Genomic DNA, 16742 nt, shown 5'->3' on the forward strand with positions numbered 1-16742 from the left:
TATCTGATATAGGTACTGGCCCTTTTGCCTGCTTCAGCCAGTTCAATAACGGGGCACAGCATTCCGCACTCTTCGTTGCCAGTGAGAACTCACAGGCAAGCATGGCAAGCTCAATTCGTTGCGATACGGTTTCTGAGCTCGTCGTAAATTCCTCATACATTTTATAGACACCTAGATTTAATCTCTTTACTTGCTGCCAGAGTGCTTGTCTTGGCATTTCCCCTTGCTCCATAATCGCAAGTGAAGCCAAATGATAAAATGCAAAATCCACGCATCGATAGGCATCAAGCATATATTCCAGCTTGCGTAAATGCTTCGCTTGATTACATGCCTCCAGGAACAGCGCATATGTCTTCATATACTGCATTTGATTCGGCGTCTTCTCTTCCTGAATCAACTGCTCCTGCCATAATGCCAGCATCCCATCGCGATCCACTCGAATATTGCCACGCCCGAAAAATGGAAGCAGTGATCTTGCCTCATCCGAAACGCTCCATTCCTCCCACCTGTCTGGGTGAATGCATATCCAGCGCGCAACAGAGCTGTCGTCAGCCGACACTTCCATCGACTCATAAGGATGAGACGGACACTCTTCATCAACAACCAGCACATAGCGATCCCATTCAATATATTGGTGCATATCAGCATCCAATTGGTTGCGCTCCAATATATAAAGACCGCTAACTGTAGCTGCACCAATTAATTGATCAATGGAGTTATCCAATACATGTTTCATTCTCGACCCCACGCTTTTTTGGCTTTCTTTTACATCAAATGATAGTTTATAATTCTACATAGAAACTCTCTTTCCTTCTTCCTTCGAAAACATTTTCAATCTTGAAATGGAGAGGCTGCGATGAAACAACGTCTTTTTAAAACGAGTAAAATCAATGAATTTCGCTTGTGGGGACTTGTACTTACTTTAGCTGGAATGGGAATGATGGTGCTTGGTACATCCGGCATCCTCATGTGGGGCACACAAGGACGTGTCTTCGCTGGAGTGTTCATGGTTCTGGGGATGATTCTGCTTTTAGGAAGCGTTGCAATCTACTTTTGGGCCGGAATGCTGTCAACCAGTGCAGTAGTGCTAGAGTGCCCAGAGTGTGCAAGGCAAACCAAAATTCTTGGAAAAACTGATCGTTGTATGTTCTGCAGAACCATACTGACACTTGATCCTAATAAAGCTACTGCAGAAAGTGGAGCTGTAGAAAGCAACGCAGAGCAAGACAAGAAAAATGATATTACAATATCATAGCGATGGAAGAATGCTCGAAAAGAGATTTCCTGCAAGAAAACTCGTTGAACCCTACAACAGCATGAATATACATCTCTGATTTCACGAGCTCGCTCCTAGTGAGTGAACAAATCAATTTCTAGCAATAAGAAAGACCCTCTCTCTCTATTCAGAAAGATAGGGTCTTTTATTTCATTTCAATCATTGTAAAATTCTAATTATGAGTTCCGATATTTCAGTACATTCCATATTCCGTCATCCGCGAAGCTCCGGGCCCATACTGCTACTCCGCCAAGTTTGAGACGTTCCGCCAACTGAATCCGGGACTGAATGGAATGCTTGTCTTCAATCCATATTTTCTGAGTCGATCCTTCTTCCTCGTACTCGATGTAGTGTTGACCTGTGCTCTCTGAAAATAAAGGCTTTAACTTACGTTCCTGAATCAAATCTTGAACTTTTTGCATACCAACTGCTTTAGAGGATACCTTCACTTCTCCTCCTTCTGCCTTTTCCGTCCATATGCGTGTATACAACGGCATCCCGAGCACAAGCTTTTCCGAAGGAACATTGTCTTCGTCCATAATTCGCTTCATCGCATTTTCCACCCACGGCAAGGATGCGACAGAACCTGCCGTCGGACTGGTCGCCCAATGCTCATCATAGGCCATAACCATCATGAAATCGACTGAACGGGCAAGTTGTTCACGATCTAGAAATTGAGACCATCTGTCGCTCCCTGACTTGGCCGTTACATCAATGGATACAACAAGGCCTTTCGCATGCAAACGAGGAGTAAGCTCTCGGACAAACTGCGTTAATTTATCGCGATCTTCTACATTTACATTCTCATAGTCAATATTGATGCCATCTACACTGTATTTATCCGCCAACTTAACCAACTGCTCGATCGTTCGATTTCGCTTGTCAAAGGTCGCGAGCGAAGCAGTCGTTCGATCTGGATCAAAGCTGTTGCTATATAATGCCCATACCTGTTTGTCATTCTGATGGGCCCATTGTACAAGGCGAGGTTCTGCCTTTTCATCTACATTTCCCTCATTATCAGCCAAACTGAACCATGTCGGGCTAATAACATTCGTTCCAGGCATGGAAGGCAACTTAGCAGGATCCGGGTTGCGCGAATAAACAGCTTCCCAAGCCAAACTTACAGGCCGCTTCTCCTTCACGAACTTCGGTACGGGCGCCGGAGAAGCCAGCGGAACTGTGATCCTTTCCTTACGTTGAATCTCATCTTTCGCTGCGTAACCGATGTTGCCGCCTTCTGCCTCAACTCGGAGCCATTCCCCTTCCTCTTTCCAAATGGTTACCTTCGTTCCGCCCGCAAGTTTTTCTACAATCGCAGCTTGGTTATCCGGGCTTTGCCGCAAAACTATTTCCTTATCCTCCTGTTGCTGTGCAACGATACCAAGCTGAAGAGATTGACCCGGTGTACTAATCTGAACTGCACCATTTGTGTCGTATTGCTTAGCATTTAAACCGTATATGTCTTGTAAAGCGGTCATCGGAACATATATTTCACCGCCAATTCGTTCAGCGGCAGCCGACCATTTCTTTTCTTGACCATTCAAACTTCCAGTAGAACTTCCAAGCGGCAAAGAGGCAACATCCTTCGAACTTGTCATAATCACCGCATCGGAACTCTCCTCATATACAACAGGGAGCTTATCAGACAAAGCCTGAACGGGGATAAGCAGTTGCTTTCCTTTCCCCTTCGTTCCATATCCACTCCAAGTACCGTCCCATATTAATGGCTGTTCTACGCGAGACATTTCAGAATCAGCCATATTATAACCCGGGAGCCAATCCCTGATGCCATCCCAGCCCTTCCATATGCTTGCACCTAAAATAGCCAAGCCAATTATGATAAAGAGACAACCGCCTCCCCTACCTTTTTTGCGCTTCCTTCTGCCTCCTTGTGAAGCGCGGTAATGCGGGGCGCCTCTCCCCATCCCATTGTTTCTCATCTAAAGTCACTCCCACTCTAAGACTGCATACATGTATTCATTTCAAATAAAAAAGCGCGCTAGCATTAATTTGCCGCGCGCATTTACATTTGTGCATTATATTGAATATCGACCATCATTTATTGCTCCTTAGCCGATTCCGCACAGGATTGACATACACCATAAACTTCCATCCGATGTCCCCGTACGATAAACCCAGTTGCCTCCGAAGCCGATTTCTCCACCGATTCCATTAATTCTGGAATGGCGAAATCAACAATCTTGCCGCACCGCTCGCAAATGGCATGATAGTGATCCGTTACGTTGGCATCAAATCGGCTAGAACTGTCCCCATATGTCAATTCACGAACGAGCCCCGCTTCAATAAACAGCTTCAAGTTATTGTATACGGTAGCAACGCTCATACTCGGAAAATCCGGTTCGAGTGCTCGATATATTTCATCTGCTGTCGGATGATTCATCGCATCCATCAGGTAAGCCAATATCGCATGTCTCTGTGGCGTGATGCGTACTCCGGACATTTTCAGATGCCCTAATGCATGTTGAACCCGCGTTTTCATCTTGTCCACCGCCTTCTACGCTCACATTAGTTCTATACGGGTTACCCAATCAAATCGTAGATTGTAACGATTCTCAGAAAATAATTTCTATATGTCCATTGTACGTGGAAGTTTTTTATTTTGTCAATCCTTAATACGACGCGCTGTTACCGTTTTTGTATGCTTATGTCACCATTTGTGTCCAAATTTACTTGATACATGGCATTTCCTATTGTACCCTCTACTTTATTCTTTACAATTCGGAATGGCAAATCCGAATCCACATTGATGTCGCCAAAGCTATTTGTCGCGTGAATCGCAATATCTGCCCATTCTGGAATGCCGATGGTCGTATCACCTGCCATGTTCTGTAATTTCCAATTCCCACCGATATCCTGAGACTCGATAAGCATGTCTCCACTTAAGGTTTCAGCCTGTACGGCACCTGCCGATTCATGAATGTCAATGTCTCCAGATTTCGTTTCCGCCGTTGTCTTTCCACGAACGTCATATATGGTAATATCCCCATGCATAGTTGATGCTTTGGCATCTCCATGGATATTTTGTACAAACAGATTACCATTCATCGTCTCTACCTGAACTGATCCTTCGATGTTAAGCAGCTTAACGTCTCCATTATTGCTTCTTGCCACCGATTCGGCCTTCATATCATGGATAGCAATGTCGCCGTTACTGGCTTTCACATCCGTCGACCATGCGAGATGAAGCGGAATGGTGATGATCATGTCAATCTTGATTCGTTGCTGTGAACCTGCGTATTTCGCGCCATCTGCCGATATTGTCACCATGTGATTTTCAGAATTATCCGTAATGTTCACTCCAGATTGATGAGCCAACGATTGTGCAGTATCTCTATCTACCCCGATCGCAATCGCGCTCAGCTCTACATCAATCTTCTGCACATTTCCTGTTTGAACCGTTACCGATCCGTTGTCATTGCGCACAACCAGCTTTGACACCGATTCAGGAATGAGGTGCTCGACTTTAGGAAGCTGGATTGCCATTCCCTTATCACCAGTCATCTCCTTCATCATCGAGAAGTCAAATTGGATGCTCCTTACCCAATCGCGGAAAAGGGATGGTTGAGCAATCATAAATACGGATACTGCGACGAACACCGAAACAAATATGCCTAAAAAATCTAAACGGAGCCGTCTAGTATCTCCTTTTTTACTATGATACACGCCAGTCCATATATACTCGATGCCCCAAATAATAAATATCAAGGGCCACCATGTCAGTAACAATTGTAAGGTATGGAATCCAAACAACTGATCGCACAGCAACATAATTCCGACAGTGACAAGAAGCAATGATGCAGTTATTCTTCCTACCTTAACCACTGAAGACCATCTCCTCCTGTTGTCCGTCAGCGTCTCTTGCGTGATTCCTTAATAAGCAAAAAGATACCGCCGCCAATGAGGAGCGCAGCTCCCGCATAGGATCCCGCATACGTAAAGAACCATCGTAGCCAGACTGGATCAACGGTTAGCAGTAGCATTGCAACACCGCAAAACAAAAGAAGCAGCCCTAAGAGCGGCCCCTGCCGCACTGGCTCAAATCCCCCATACATCGCTTGATGATTTACTCGTTCCGTATACTGCAGCGCATCAAACAGATTGAAGAAGTAGATAACTGGGAGCATTAATCCAAGCAACACAACAAGCGGCACATTAACCTTAGCATCTATAGCTGTAAAGTATACAATCGCTACGATATCCAACGCCAGCATCATCATAATAAGTAGCCCGCGCTGCATTAATCCCAAGTAAAAGTGACCCGCTCCAGGGAAGATAAAGGATAGAAACAAGGAAACAAATTTACTTTTCTTCGGAGGCATCGTTCCATACATCGGATGCGGCGGGGGCGGTACAGGCGCTCCCGGGCCTGGGGAAAACCCACGATGATCCTCATGAGCGCGAGACATGCGGCCTCTACGTTCGAGCTGCTCCAGACGCTTACGAAGGAATTGTTCATCCTGTTCTTTATTTGTTGCTTGCTCCTTTGTCGTATACTCCCTGTCTATTTCTCTATTCAAATCATGAAACGGTTCGTCGTTTCGTTCAGCCACGTTATCCCCTCCTTACATAGCCCCTATTCCAGCACGTTCTTGCCATGCTCGCTTAAACAACATTTTAGCGCGATATAATCTTGTTTCAACCGTTCGAACCGGCATTTCCAACACCTGTGCAATTTCTGCATAGCTTCGCTGCCGCATATGGTACAGCTCCATCACCATGCGATACTTTTCAGGCAGTGCTCGAAGTGCGCGCCGCACTTCTTCACATCTTTCTTTCTTGATGATAAGTTCATCTGGCATGTCTGTAACGTCATGAAGTTGGATGGACGCAATATGATACGGTTCTAGTTCTACATGGCTTTCCTTGCGTTTTTTGCGCAATATATCAATCATTTGATTCTTCGTAAGCCGATAAAGCCATGTCGTGAATTTCGAATCTCCACGGAATGAATGAATATGGCGATAAGCCTTCACGAATACATCTTGTGCGATGTCCTCTGCTAAATAGCGGTCTTGTACCGTCTGACAAATACACGTTATCACAAACGGACGGTATCTTTCCACTAAAATACGCATCGCTTCCTCATTACCTTGCTGTACTTGACTCACGATAAGTTCATCCGAAAATTGCGTTAACTTACGATACACCATAATCTCTTCCCTTCTCCACTCAGCAACATTCTTGCATGAATTTGCTTTGCCGTACGAAATAAGCTTACGTTTATTGTACGTTGGAAAGAGAAATGAAAGAAACCTTCCCGAGTCTAGGAAGGTTTCACCGACTTTAGTCTAGGATCACTTTGGACTTATTCCATAGTAACCGTCCGGACACCGTTTATTCGTTCAAGCTGCCAACAAATAAAAACATGCCAAACTGCTTCGGAATACCGAGAATAAGCTGTAATGCTGCCCGCTTTCCTGTCATCGGATCATCGGGTTGGTTCAATAACCGTTAGAACGTCATCTTCTTCACGATAACATCATGTGATTCCATGAACACATGGAGCTCATGAAGAAACTCAGAAGTAGAGTCCGCATCCAGAGTCAAAACGCGAATACGCTTCCCACTGAAAAATCGCTGTTCCACCTTATTAAACCCAAACAAAATAACAATAACAAGGATCGTCGTTACCACAGCCGCGTATTGAAACCAGCACCTACAGCCAATCCAATCGCCGCAACAACCCATAACGAAGCAGCCGTTGTAAGGCCTGCGATTGACTTGCCTGTAAAAATAATCGTTCCTGCGCCAAGAAAACCAATCCTGTAATAACCGCAGTGGCAAGACAAGCAGGATCTACACGTACATTTCCTTCATATACGAAGCTTGAAAATCCATAAATAGACAACAGCATAATCAGTGCAGAACCAATACAAACCAAAATATGTGTACGCAGCCCCGCCGGGTGATTCGCCTGTTCCCTTTCCAATCCAATCAAGCCACCGAGAAGCATCGCAAGCAGTAATCGGAGGGTCAACGAAAAGTCATCAATTACCCACGGACTCGTTGCAGGTATCTCCGCGAGCAATTCCATATGAACCCTACCCCTTTCTTTCCAAATGGCGAAGCCACACGCCTGGTGCAATTTCTTCGTCGCGCACATATTGAAAACCTTCGCGCTCATACAACGTCAATGCAGGTATATTGCGAACTCCTGTTGCAATTCGGTGCGTATGCACGTCCGGCATATGCAGCACATGGCTTAATAGACCAGCTCCAATACCTCTACGAAAATAGTCCGGTCGTACCATAAGCCTGCATATATCCATAACGACCGGTCCGATCATCTCAATAGATACGGCTCCAGCCAACTGCTGCCCCTCCCACCAGCCAAAAAATATTTCACTAGTTCTGCGCAGATCGTCTACCGTTTCTAACAAGGGCGGTATCTTGTCAAAACCGATCATATCCGCTTCTATTCGATATGCGGCCTGTTGCAGATTCCACAGTTGATCCAAGGTTGCATCATCACTCATTTGCAGCTGACGTATCACGAACATCCCCACCTTATCGGAATCACACATTACAATCCTTATGAAAATCATATAAAGCTACAAGAAAAGCGGAGATTCACTCCGCTTTTCTGCATTGCTCTGTATTTTCTAATGCTTTCCGCATTCCTTTTCTAAATTCGGTGCCAGATTCGATTGAATATCTTACAGCTCGCCCAAGCATTGAACCAGTAATTGATTTACAAGACCAGGGTTAGCCTTCCCCTTCGTTTCCTTCATGACTTGTCCCACGAGGAAGCCAATCGCCTTCTGCTTGCCCGCACGGTAATCCTCAACTGATTGCGGGTTGCTCGCAATTACTTGCTCAACGACAGTCTTAATTGCACCTTCATCGCTAATTTGTACAAGCCCCTTCTCTTCAACAATAGCTTGAGGAGCCTTTCCAGTCTCCAGCATCTCCTTGAAGACGGTCTTAGCGATTTTGGAACTGATCGTGCCCTTTTCAATCAAGCCGATCATTTCGCCCAAGCCCTGACCGGTAACTTTTGAAGCATCCGCTTCAAGGCCATTCGCGTTCAAGTACCCGAGTAGGTCGCCCATAATCCAGTTTGCTACTGCTTTCGCGTCCTTCGTATATTGAAGGCTCTCCTCGAACAAATCAGCCAGCTTCTTCGATGCCGTAATAACTTCTGCATCGTAGCTTGTTAAGCCATATTCGCTCGTATAACGAGCCTTGCGCGCATCCGGCAATTCCGGAATGGATTGACGTACACGTTCTCTCCACTCCTCATCGATAATAAGTGTGACCAGATCAGGATCCGGGAAGTAGCGATAATCGTGGGCTTCTTCCTTACTGCGCATCGTAAGTGTACGTCCCTGCGCTTCGTCCCAGCGGCGTGTCTCTTGTACCACTTTGCCGCCATCATCGAGGATATCCGCTTGACGCTCTTCTTCATATTCAAGACCGCGCTGAACGCCGCGGAAGGAGTTCATATTTTTCAGTTCCGCCTTGGTGCCCAGTTCTTTCTGACCAATCGGGCGCAAGCTGATGTTCGCATCGCAACGCAGAGAGCCTTCCTCCATCTTCACGTCAGATACGTCACAATATTGCATAATCGCCTTCAGCTTTTCTAAATATGCCTTCGCTTCTTCTGGTGAATGAAGCTCAGGTTCAGATACGATCTCTACGAGCGGTGTGCCTACACGGTTGAAATCAACGAGGGAAGCATAGCCGCCATCAACGTGAGTCAGCTTGCCTGCATCTTCTTCCAAGTGCAGTCGGTTAATGCCGATCCGCTTCGTTTCCCCGTTCACTTCAATATCGATCCAGCCATTTTGACCGATCGGTTGATCATATTGAGAAATTTGATATGCTTTCGGGGAGTCAGGATAGAAATAATTTTTCCGATCGAACTTGCTAATCGGCGCTATTTCGCAGTTCAACGCCATAGCAGCCTTCATTGCATATTCGACCGCTTGGCGGTTCAACACCGGCAATACACCGGGATGACCTAAGCAAATCGGACAAGTATGGGTATTAGGCGGAGCTCCGAATTCGGTGGAGCAGCCACAAAAGATTTTCGAGTTGGTGTGCAGCTCAACGTGCACTTCCAAGCCGATGACCGTTTCATATTTCGTACTTGGCATGTCGTAAGCCTCCTCAATTACAACTGCGGACGCAGCTTATGGAACTCCGTGCGTTGTTCGAACGCATGGGCCGCCCGAAGCACTGTAGCTTCGTCGAACGCCTTACCAATCAACTGCAAACCGACAGGCATTCCATCAGCCAGCCCACACGGGATACTAATTGCTGGAACGCCAGCCAAGCTGACCGGGATCGTCAATATATCATTCAAGTACATTGCTAGTGGATCATTAATTTGCTCACCGATGCGGAACGCCGTAGTCGGTGCTGTAGGTCCAAGCAAAATATCGAACTTGTTAAACGCTTCGTCAAAGTCGCGCTTAATCAAGGTGCGGACTTTTTGCGCCTTCAAGTAATAGGCATCATAATAGCCGGAGCTGAGTGCATAAGTGCCCAGCATAATGCGGCGCTTCACTTCCTGTCCGAATCCTTCACTGCGGGAACGATGGTATAGATCAAGCAGATTGTCAGGGTTGTCCGCGCGTACTCCATAGCGAACACCGTCAAAACGAGCCAGGTTGGACGAAGCCTCCGAGGAAGCAAGCAGGTAGTAAGTCGCCACCGCGTATTCGGTATGCGGCATCGATACTTCTTCCCAAGTTGCTCCCATATCCTCAAATACTTTCAAGGCAGCAAGCACCGCTTCCTTCACCTTCGGATCGACGCCTTGTCCAATATATTCAGAAGGCACTCCAATTCGCAGACCTGCCACATTTCCTGTCAACTGGCCCGCATAATCTGGGATATCTACCTCCGCTGAAGTCGAGTCCATCTTGTCATAGCCAGCAATCGCTTGGAGCACTAGGGCTGCATCTTCTACGTTTCTCGTAATTGGACCGATTTGATCCAATGAGGATGCGAAAGCAACCAAACCAAAGCGAGATACGAGGCCATATGTCGGCTTCAAGCCAACAACGCCACAATAGGATGCCGGCTGGCGAATCGAACCGCCTGTATCAGAACCTAATGAAAATGCAACTTGTCCCGCAGCTACGGAAGCGGCAGAACCACCGCTGGAACCGCCCGGAACACGTTCCAAATCCCAAGGGTTGCGTGTCGTACGATAAGCAGAATTCTCATTCGAACCGCCCATTGCAAATTCGTCCATGTTCAGCTTACCGATTGTAATTGCTCCCGCTTCCTTCAGCTTGCGGGATACTGTTCCGTCATACACGGGTACAAAGTTATCAAGGAACTTACTTGCACAGGTTGTGCGAATTCCCTCTGTTACGATATTGTCCTTCACCCCTGCAGGGATACCGGCCAAGAAGCCGAGCTCTTCCCCTGCTGCGATGCGCTTGTCGATTGCAGCCGCCTCGGTACGGGCACCTTCATTCATCGTAAGAAATGCTTGCACCTGCTCGTCCGTGCTGGCAATGCGTCGGAATGACGCGTCCACCAATTCAGAGACGGAGAGCTTGCGCTCCAATATTGCTTGTCTTGCTTCCGTTAATGACATCTCAAGTGGCGTCAATGCGGGCATCCTCCTTTATTTCGCTTATTCCAGAACGGCCGGTACTTTGAATTGTCCTTCTTCTTCCTCCGGCGCGTTAGCCATTACCTTTTCTATCGGCAGCGAAGGACGCGCTTCATCCTCACGCATGACATTCCGAATCGGCAGAACATGGGTCGTCGGTGTAACGTCATCCGTATTTAACTCATTTAATTTTTCTGCATATTTTAGAATCGCGTTCAGTTGTTCCGTGTAACGCTCTTTCTCTTCATTGCTCAAGTCGAGTCTTGCCAACTTAGCAACGTGCTCGACGTCTTTTGCGTGAATGCTCATCGGCAGCCAGTTCCTCCTTGCGCCATCATGGCCAAATTCATCCCCTTATTATAGCTTAGAAGCGTAATCAACTCAACGCGTCATTCTGCATAAGGACGGTGTAATCTTCACTTCAATCCAAAATGCAAAAAAACACCGAAGCACCGGAATATCCGGTGATCGGTGTCTTCTTTAAATCCAAGCTCTTAAATTCACTTGGCGAATGAACTCTTCTTGTGACATTGCGCCGTCCTGTTCGCTCTCTTCACTCTCAGGTTCTGCGCCTCCGTTCATAATTCGACGGAATAACGATTCATTATGAGTCGCCAGTGCATAATCGATAAGTGCTTCCCGTTCGATGCGGTCCGCTTCCTGCTGCAGCAGCCGTTCCTCTTGATCGACGTCGGATGCTGGCACAAAAAAGTTGCGGTTTGCTCTCGGAACTCGGATGACATAGTCGAATGCGTTGTCTGCATTGCGGTCATAGGCAATAATATAGCCGTATTCCCCGATAGGCAAATGTTGTTCGAAACGGTCGGCAACAATGACTACTTTCTCTCCCAAAGGCAGCATTGTCCATGCCTCCCATCCGTTAGATGTAGTTTATATGGTACTAGAATTTATGGCTCCTGTAAATGTATACGTACGAGTATATCAATTGGTCACAAAAGCATTCTCTATAATTACTTACGGCTATAGCTTCAAATCTGACCCTCGCTTGTGCCTATGCATACGAAGAAATGATCCGCAATCCTTCTTCAGCTGTCGTTAACGTTTCATATCCATCTGCAGTAATCAGGTATGTATTCTCAATTCCTACTACACCACGACCTGGAAAGGTGAATTTGGGCTCGATCGCGATAACCATTCCTTCTTGCAGCGGCTGCTTAAATCCGCGAGCAAGAACAGGCCATTCATCAATTTCCATGCCAATGCCATGTCCGAGAAATTTAACTTGATCCTCGCCATATCCCATAAAGTGATCTTGCAGCCCGAACGATTCCGCCATTGCAAGTGCGTCTACATACAGCGACTCGCACACCGTACCCGGCTTCAATCGCTTCTCCGTCGCACGCAATATCGCTTCCGACGCGTCGTATGCGCGCTGCAGTTCCTCCTCCAGTTGGCCCATGACGAGTGTGCGTGTCTGATCAATAACGTATCCGTCGATGCAGCACCCGATATCAACAAGAACAGGCTCATTCACTTCTATTGGCTTCCGACTGGAACCTTGCGGACTCGCAGGCGTCAGCCCAAGCCCACCAGCTGGTCCATCGAAATAGGAAGGCTCTGCAGCTGCACTTCCCGAGGCCACCATCCCCGTAACAAGCTCCTGATTATAGCCATGCATCCGAATTAAACCAACATGCCCTTTAAGCCGGAATTCACGTTCAATATACGCAATGAGCTCCAGCTCTGTCATGCCTGGTCGAATATAATCTGCTGCGGCATCAAGCACTTGATGGGCCGCTGAGGCTGCCGTCCGAATGCGATCCAGCTCATAGGCGGATTTAAGCATTCTCAGCTCGCGGAACAGGGTAGAGCCATCCGTCCAGCTCGTTCCAGGAATGACCGCCTTCAATCGTTCATACTGCTGAACAGGCAGCACATCGAACTCTGTTGCAATGACGACAGATCCTTCCCCTTGGAACAACGCTTCATAGTAAGATCGGATCGTCTCACCAAGCTGACGGAATGAACCAAGCGGAGCTGTGCGAATGATCGACTCCTTTTGCGCGCGCGGATAGCTGCGCTTCACGAAATAGACGGCTTCGCCGCATTTTGGCACAAGTACATAGCCGGTCTGCATCGAGCCTGTTAAGTAATATATATCCAGGTTGTGTGTAACTAAGTACAAATCGATCCCTGCAATCTCCATCTTGTGCTGAAGGCGGGCAATTCGACCATGGTGCTCTGCTTTGATTATTTCATCCTTTGACTGTTCGGTATTCATAGGCTGTCTCCTCCCTATGTTACGTGATTATGCTTCACTTGCACAGATTGTGTTCCGTTTTGTGAAAAGGGACTGTCCAGAACCGTATGCAGACAGCCCATCGATGCTGTGTGCCTTCCTTCCTGAGCATACCATGAATAAGAAGAAGCTAGCAAAATTGAAACCTCTTCTTTTCAGCAAGCCAAAAAAGATAAAGAAAAAAGCATTAAGCACCCTTGTATATCAGGAATACTTAACGCTTTTTTACTAGCCCATCAATACTTGTTTCTGCTTTTTAAACTTTGCAACAGAACCGAGAATGATAAACTGAATCACCTTTCTCTCTTAACTTAGAGTACAGTTTAATGTACTACTTGTACAAGGAATTTTATATACAAAATTATGTCGCGCGATATGATAGCTCTTATCTAGACCATAGAAATTATTCCACATATGCTTTAACTCTTCTTCTCGATATTGATTTAGTGCTTTGCTTGCTTCATCATTTTTTCTTTTTCATTTTTTTCGAAATAAACTGTTGAAAATCCAAAGAATTTGCTATTGTTTCCGCACGAAAAACGATTTGCTCTACAAACTCTACTGCAGTTTGACCAAATACATCATCTAATAACCCTATAGATTTTGCAGTTGCAGTACTAATTGGCAAGCATTTCTCTGTTAATTCGTACGCTTTCTTGTCCCCTACACGTTTTGGAAGAAGATATGTCCAATACTCTGATCCAAATAAACCACCCATTTTTTTATAATGAGGATTTAAAACCACACCATCTCGAGCATATATATAATCAGCTGCAAGTGCTAAAATTACTCCACCAGCTCCAGCGTTTCCTTGTAGAGCTGATATAACCAGTTTAGAGTTCATAGATATAATCTCCAAAATTAAATCATTCATAGCATTAATGTTTCTCCATGATTCATCCGCAGGGTTTTCACTGTGCTCAATCGTATTTAAATGAATACCATTTGACCAAAAATCATGTCCTCCCATTAATACAAGTACAGTTATCTCTCTTTTTTTATATCAATCAACGTTTCTTGCAGACGTATACATTGTTCTGTACTCATCGCTCCATTATAGAAATTGAAATATAAATATCCAACTTTATTTTTTCTTCATAAAAAATCTCTCTATATGAGTCTCCTGTATATATTTCAAAAGGCGTTAAAGAATACTCTGGTATATGATCTAACTTATTCTTTAACGCGAGTGCAGCAGGAATTTTAAAATATCCCTTAGGTTTCAAATGTGTGATCCAGATTGCTCCATCACCGGTAGCACGACAAATCGCCCCATCACGTTTTCCAATAATTTCACCCGGTGCACCTCTGAGTTTACTTTCTTTGTGAGCCCCATACAAATAGTATTCTTCTTCAAAAATTGTATCAAGAACTCCCGGGTTACTGTCTGCTGCACAAATCTTTTTAAAAATCACTTCTGTAGAATCATTCCAATCAATCTTCCGATGTATTTGTTTCATTGTAATATGGAGCCGCCCTTTTACTTCTGAATTTTCATAATTAAGGGGGATAGGAGAAAATCGATTACTCTGAAATTTCTTTATTACATCTAATAAACAATTTACCCCTGCTTGTGTAACTTCGTGGCGATATAATGCACTCTTCGTTTTATTGCTCATCACAAAATTGTCTGTAGACCATATATCCCCTGCATCCATCTCATGATTTGCTTGTAGGAAAGTGACACCCCACTCCGGCAGATTATTAGTGATTGCCCAATCTAATGAAGAAGGGCCGCGATCTCCCACAATCCCTGGATGAACAATGATACACACGTAATTTTTCCAAATTTCTTCTGGAATTGCTGTTTTTAAAAACGGGCATATAATTAAATCTGGATTCTGATTTTGAACAGTTTTAATCATGTCACATTTAGTTGTTGTAATGTGAATTTCCACCTTGTAACCTCGATCTGTTAGTTCTACAAACATTCTTTGACTCATGCTATTATGAGCAGTTGTGATAAATAAAATTTTCATACCTGCTTATTCCCTTCGTATAATCTTCAATCTTTAAAAATGGAGTACTTGCAGACAGCCCATCGATGCTACGCGCTTCCTTTCCTAAGTATACCATAAACAAGAAGAATATGGAAAATATTGAAACCTCTTCTTTTCAGCAATCCAAAAAAATAAAGAAAAAAGCATTAAGCACCCTTGTATATCAGGAATACTTAACGCTTTTTTACTAGTCCAGCCTCATATTAAGTAAACGGGTTATGGCTCTTCTCATAGCCAATTGTCGTTGTCGGGCCATGCCCTGGATAGACCGTTACTTCGTCACTCAGTGTGTACAGCTTTTTATGAATCGAATTCAACAATGTCTTCATACTGCCGTCTCTCAGATCCGTTCTCCCCACACTTTCGCGGAATAGAACGTCACCAGCGAACAAGTGCTTGTCATGGAGGAAGCTCACACTGCCTGGCGAATGCCCCGGCGTATGCATCACGTAGAAGGAATGACCGATAAGCTCCAGCGTATCCCCATCTTGCAGCAAATGTTCGGCTGGCTTCATAGACATTGGCGGCGTTACTTGCTGCCACATTGTCGAGCCATTAAGCTCTGGTGTTGTCAGCCATTCTGCTTCAAGCTCATGAATGTACACCGGGCATGGGTGTGCCTTGCGTACGAGATCCACACCGCCAATATGATCGAAATGCGCATGTGTGAGCAATATTGCCTTCACACTCAGCCCATCGAGCGCCTGCAGCAATCGATCTGGATTCATACCGGGATCAATAACGACCGCTTCCTTCGTCTCTGCGTTCGTCAACAGGTAAGCGTTCGTTTGGACAGGACCTAGGTTGAAACTTTGAATCGTAAACAATATCTTGTCAGCTCCTTGCTATATTAAAACCCTGACAGCAGTTCTCTCAACTCGCGCGTAATTCGGGCATGATAGCCCGTTCCCTCGCCATATTGCTCCAGAATCCGCTGTCTGGCTATTTTTAAATTATCTTGATAATCTTGTCCTTCACGATCCGGATTCTCTTGCTTGAATCGAATCATGTGAGCCTGAACATCGCTTGGACGCGGTCCCCATTGACCAAGAACAAAACCGCCCGTATCTGCAAAAATAACGATTGGAACGGATCGTCCGCCCATTGTCAGGAATTGATCCATAATCTCGGGGAACCGCTCCATAATCAATACCTCAGTACTGATACCTGCTGCTTCCATAGCGCGGAATACAACAGGTACATTGCGAACTACATCGCCACACCAATCTGCCGCCAAGATAAGACAGCGGATATCATCACGATATTGGAGTGACTCGAAAAACTCCTTTTCCTCTTCACTTGACCAAGCAAACTGATCATACCAGGAAATGAAGGCTTCCTTGTTTTTTGCATAGAGTCGATAAATGCTTGCGGTGAAATTCCTTGACCCAATATATTCGCTACATGTTTGCTCATTTCGGGTTCTCCTCTTTCCGCTTGGATTTCATATATTTTATAACAAAATATATAGACATTATACAACAATGGACAATGTTATCCAAAATACCTAAATAGTGCGGTTTTCTGGGTTTCTGCCATAGACAAGGTTGGACAACGTTAACCGATGTTTGACATCGTTATTGTGGGTAGAGTGTGGGTAATGTAGGCAAA

Annotated in this window: 16 protein-coding genes and 2 pseudogenes (1 of these 18 running past the window's edge); 1 reads left to right on the top strand and 17 read right to left on the bottom strand. The window is 45.4% G+C overall.

Annotated elements, in window-relative coordinates; all coding sequences use genetic code 11:
* Positions 1-736: the 5' portion of a hypothetical protein gene (locus tag PAV_RS26630; protein ID WP_005551222.1), read on the bottom strand. The gene continues 155 nt to the left of window position 1, outside the view; only the first 736 of its 891 coding nucleotides appear in the window; the start codon lies at positions 734-736; its stop codon lies beyond the left edge, outside the window.
* Positions 737-856: 120 nt separating this feature from the next.
* Here PAV_RS26630 and PAV_RS26635 point away from each other — a divergent pair, with 120 nt between their 5' ends.
* On the top strand, positions 857-1255 hold the full coding sequence (locus PAV_RS26635; protein ID WP_005551223.1) for a DUF2614 family zinc ribbon-containing protein: 399 nt from the start codon (positions 857-859) through the stop codon (positions 1253-1255).
* A gap of 197 nt (positions 1256-1452) precedes the next feature.
* Here the strand turns inward: PAV_RS26635 and PAV_RS26640 are convergent, their stop codons facing one another.
* The 16 genes and pseudogenes from PAV_RS26640 to PAV_RS26715 all read right to left on the bottom strand — a co-directional run bounded on the left by PAV_RS26640 (position 1453) and on the right by PAV_RS26715 (position 16547).
* Positions 1453-3216 carry a glycosyl hydrolase family 18 protein gene (locus tag PAV_RS26640; protein WP_005551224.1) on the bottom strand — a complete coding sequence of 588 codons (1764 nt, stop codon included), beginning with the start codon at positions 3214-3216 and terminating at the stop codon, positions 1453-1455.
* A 119-nt stretch (positions 3217-3335) separates the two neighbouring features.
* A complete protein-coding gene (perR, locus tag PAV_RS26645) occupies positions 3336-3776 on the bottom strand; it encodes a peroxide-responsive transcriptional repressor PerR (protein ID WP_005551225.1) in 441 nt (146 codons plus the stop codon).
* 146 nt (positions 3777-3922) lie between these two features.
* On the bottom strand, positions 3923-5119 hold the full coding sequence (locus PAV_RS26650) for a DUF4097 family beta strand repeat-containing protein (protein WP_005551226.1): 1197 nt from the start codon (positions 5117-5119) through the stop codon (positions 3923-3925).
* Positions 5120-5145: 26 nt separating this feature from the next.
* On the bottom strand, positions 5146-5847 hold the full coding sequence (locus tag PAV_RS26655) for a DUF6677 family protein (protein WP_005551227.1): 702 nt from the start codon (positions 5845-5847) through the stop codon (positions 5146-5148).
* Between the two features lie 12 nt (positions 5848-5859).
* The gene (locus tag PAV_RS26660; protein WP_005551228.1) at positions 5860-6447 is read right to left on the bottom strand and encodes an RNA polymerase sigma factor; all 588 of its coding nucleotides are present in this window, start codon (positions 6445-6447) and stop codon (positions 5860-5862) included.
* Positions 6448-6924: 477 nt separating this feature from the next.
* Positions 6925-7421, bottom strand: a pseudogene (locus PAV_RS26665) (MgtC/SapB family protein).
* Positions 7339-7797 (bottom strand): GNAT family N-acetyltransferase, encoded by a 459-nt coding sequence (locus tag PAV_RS26670; protein ID WP_157267304.1) that lies wholly within the window; start codon positions 7795-7797, stop codon positions 7339-7341. Before PAV_RS26670 ends, PAV_RS26665 begins: the two are co-directional and overlap by 83 nt.
* A 156-nt stretch (positions 7798-7953) precedes the next feature.
* Positions 7954-9396: an Asp-tRNA(Asn)/Glu-tRNA(Gln) amidotransferase subunit GatB gene (gene gatB, locus PAV_RS26675; RefSeq protein WP_005551233.1), complete on the bottom strand. Its 1443-nt coding sequence runs from the start codon at positions 9394-9396 to the stop codon at positions 7954-7956.
* Positions 9397-9413: 17 nt separating this feature from the next.
* Positions 9414-10853: an Asp-tRNA(Asn)/Glu-tRNA(Gln) amidotransferase subunit GatA gene (gene gatA, locus PAV_RS26680; RefSeq protein ID WP_157267316.1), complete on the bottom strand. Its 1440-nt coding sequence runs from the start codon at positions 10851-10853 to the stop codon at positions 9414-9416.
* A 39-nt stretch (positions 10854-10892) separates the two neighbouring features.
* Entirely contained in the window at positions 10893-11180 is a 288-nt protein-coding gene (gene gatC, locus PAV_RS26685) for an Asp-tRNA(Asn)/Glu-tRNA(Gln) amidotransferase subunit GatC (RefSeq protein WP_005551236.1), read from the bottom strand.
* 171 nt (positions 11181-11351) lie between these two features.
* Positions 11352-11732, bottom strand: coding sequence for a hypothetical protein (locus PAV_RS26690; protein ID WP_005551237.1), 381 nt, complete (start codon positions 11730-11732; stop codon positions 11352-11354).
* A gap of 151 nt (positions 11733-11883) precedes the next feature.
* A complete protein-coding gene (locus PAV_RS26695; RefSeq protein WP_005551238.1) occupies positions 11884-13113 on the bottom strand; it encodes a M24 family metallopeptidase in 1230 nt (409 codons plus the stop codon).
* A gap of 481 nt (positions 13114-13594) precedes the next feature.
* The gene (locus PAV_RS35670) at positions 13595-14101 is read right to left on the bottom strand and encodes an enoyl-CoA hydratase/isomerase family protein (protein ID WP_005551239.1); all 507 of its coding nucleotides are present in this window, start codon (positions 14099-14101) and stop codon (positions 13595-13597) included.
* 73 nt (positions 14102-14174) lie between these two features.
* Complete coding sequence (locus tag PAV_RS35675) at positions 14175-15110, bottom strand: formyltransferase family protein (protein WP_005551241.1); 936 nt, start codon at positions 15108-15110, stop codon at positions 14175-14177.
* A gap of 224 nt (positions 15111-15334) precedes the next feature.
* Complete coding sequence (locus PAV_RS26710; protein WP_005551243.1) at positions 15335-15958, bottom strand: MBL fold metallo-hydrolase; 624 nt, start codon at positions 15956-15958, stop codon at positions 15335-15337.
* Positions 15959-15981: 23 nt separating this feature from the next.
* Positions 15982-16547, bottom strand: a pseudogene (locus PAV_RS26715) (thioredoxin family protein).
* Between the last annotated feature and the right edge of the window lie 195 nt (positions 16548-16742).

Source organism: Paenibacillus alvei DSM 29, from assembly GCF_000293805.1.
Lineage (GTDB): Bacteria > Bacillota > Bacilli > Paenibacillales > Paenibacillaceae > Paenibacillus_B > Paenibacillus_B alvei.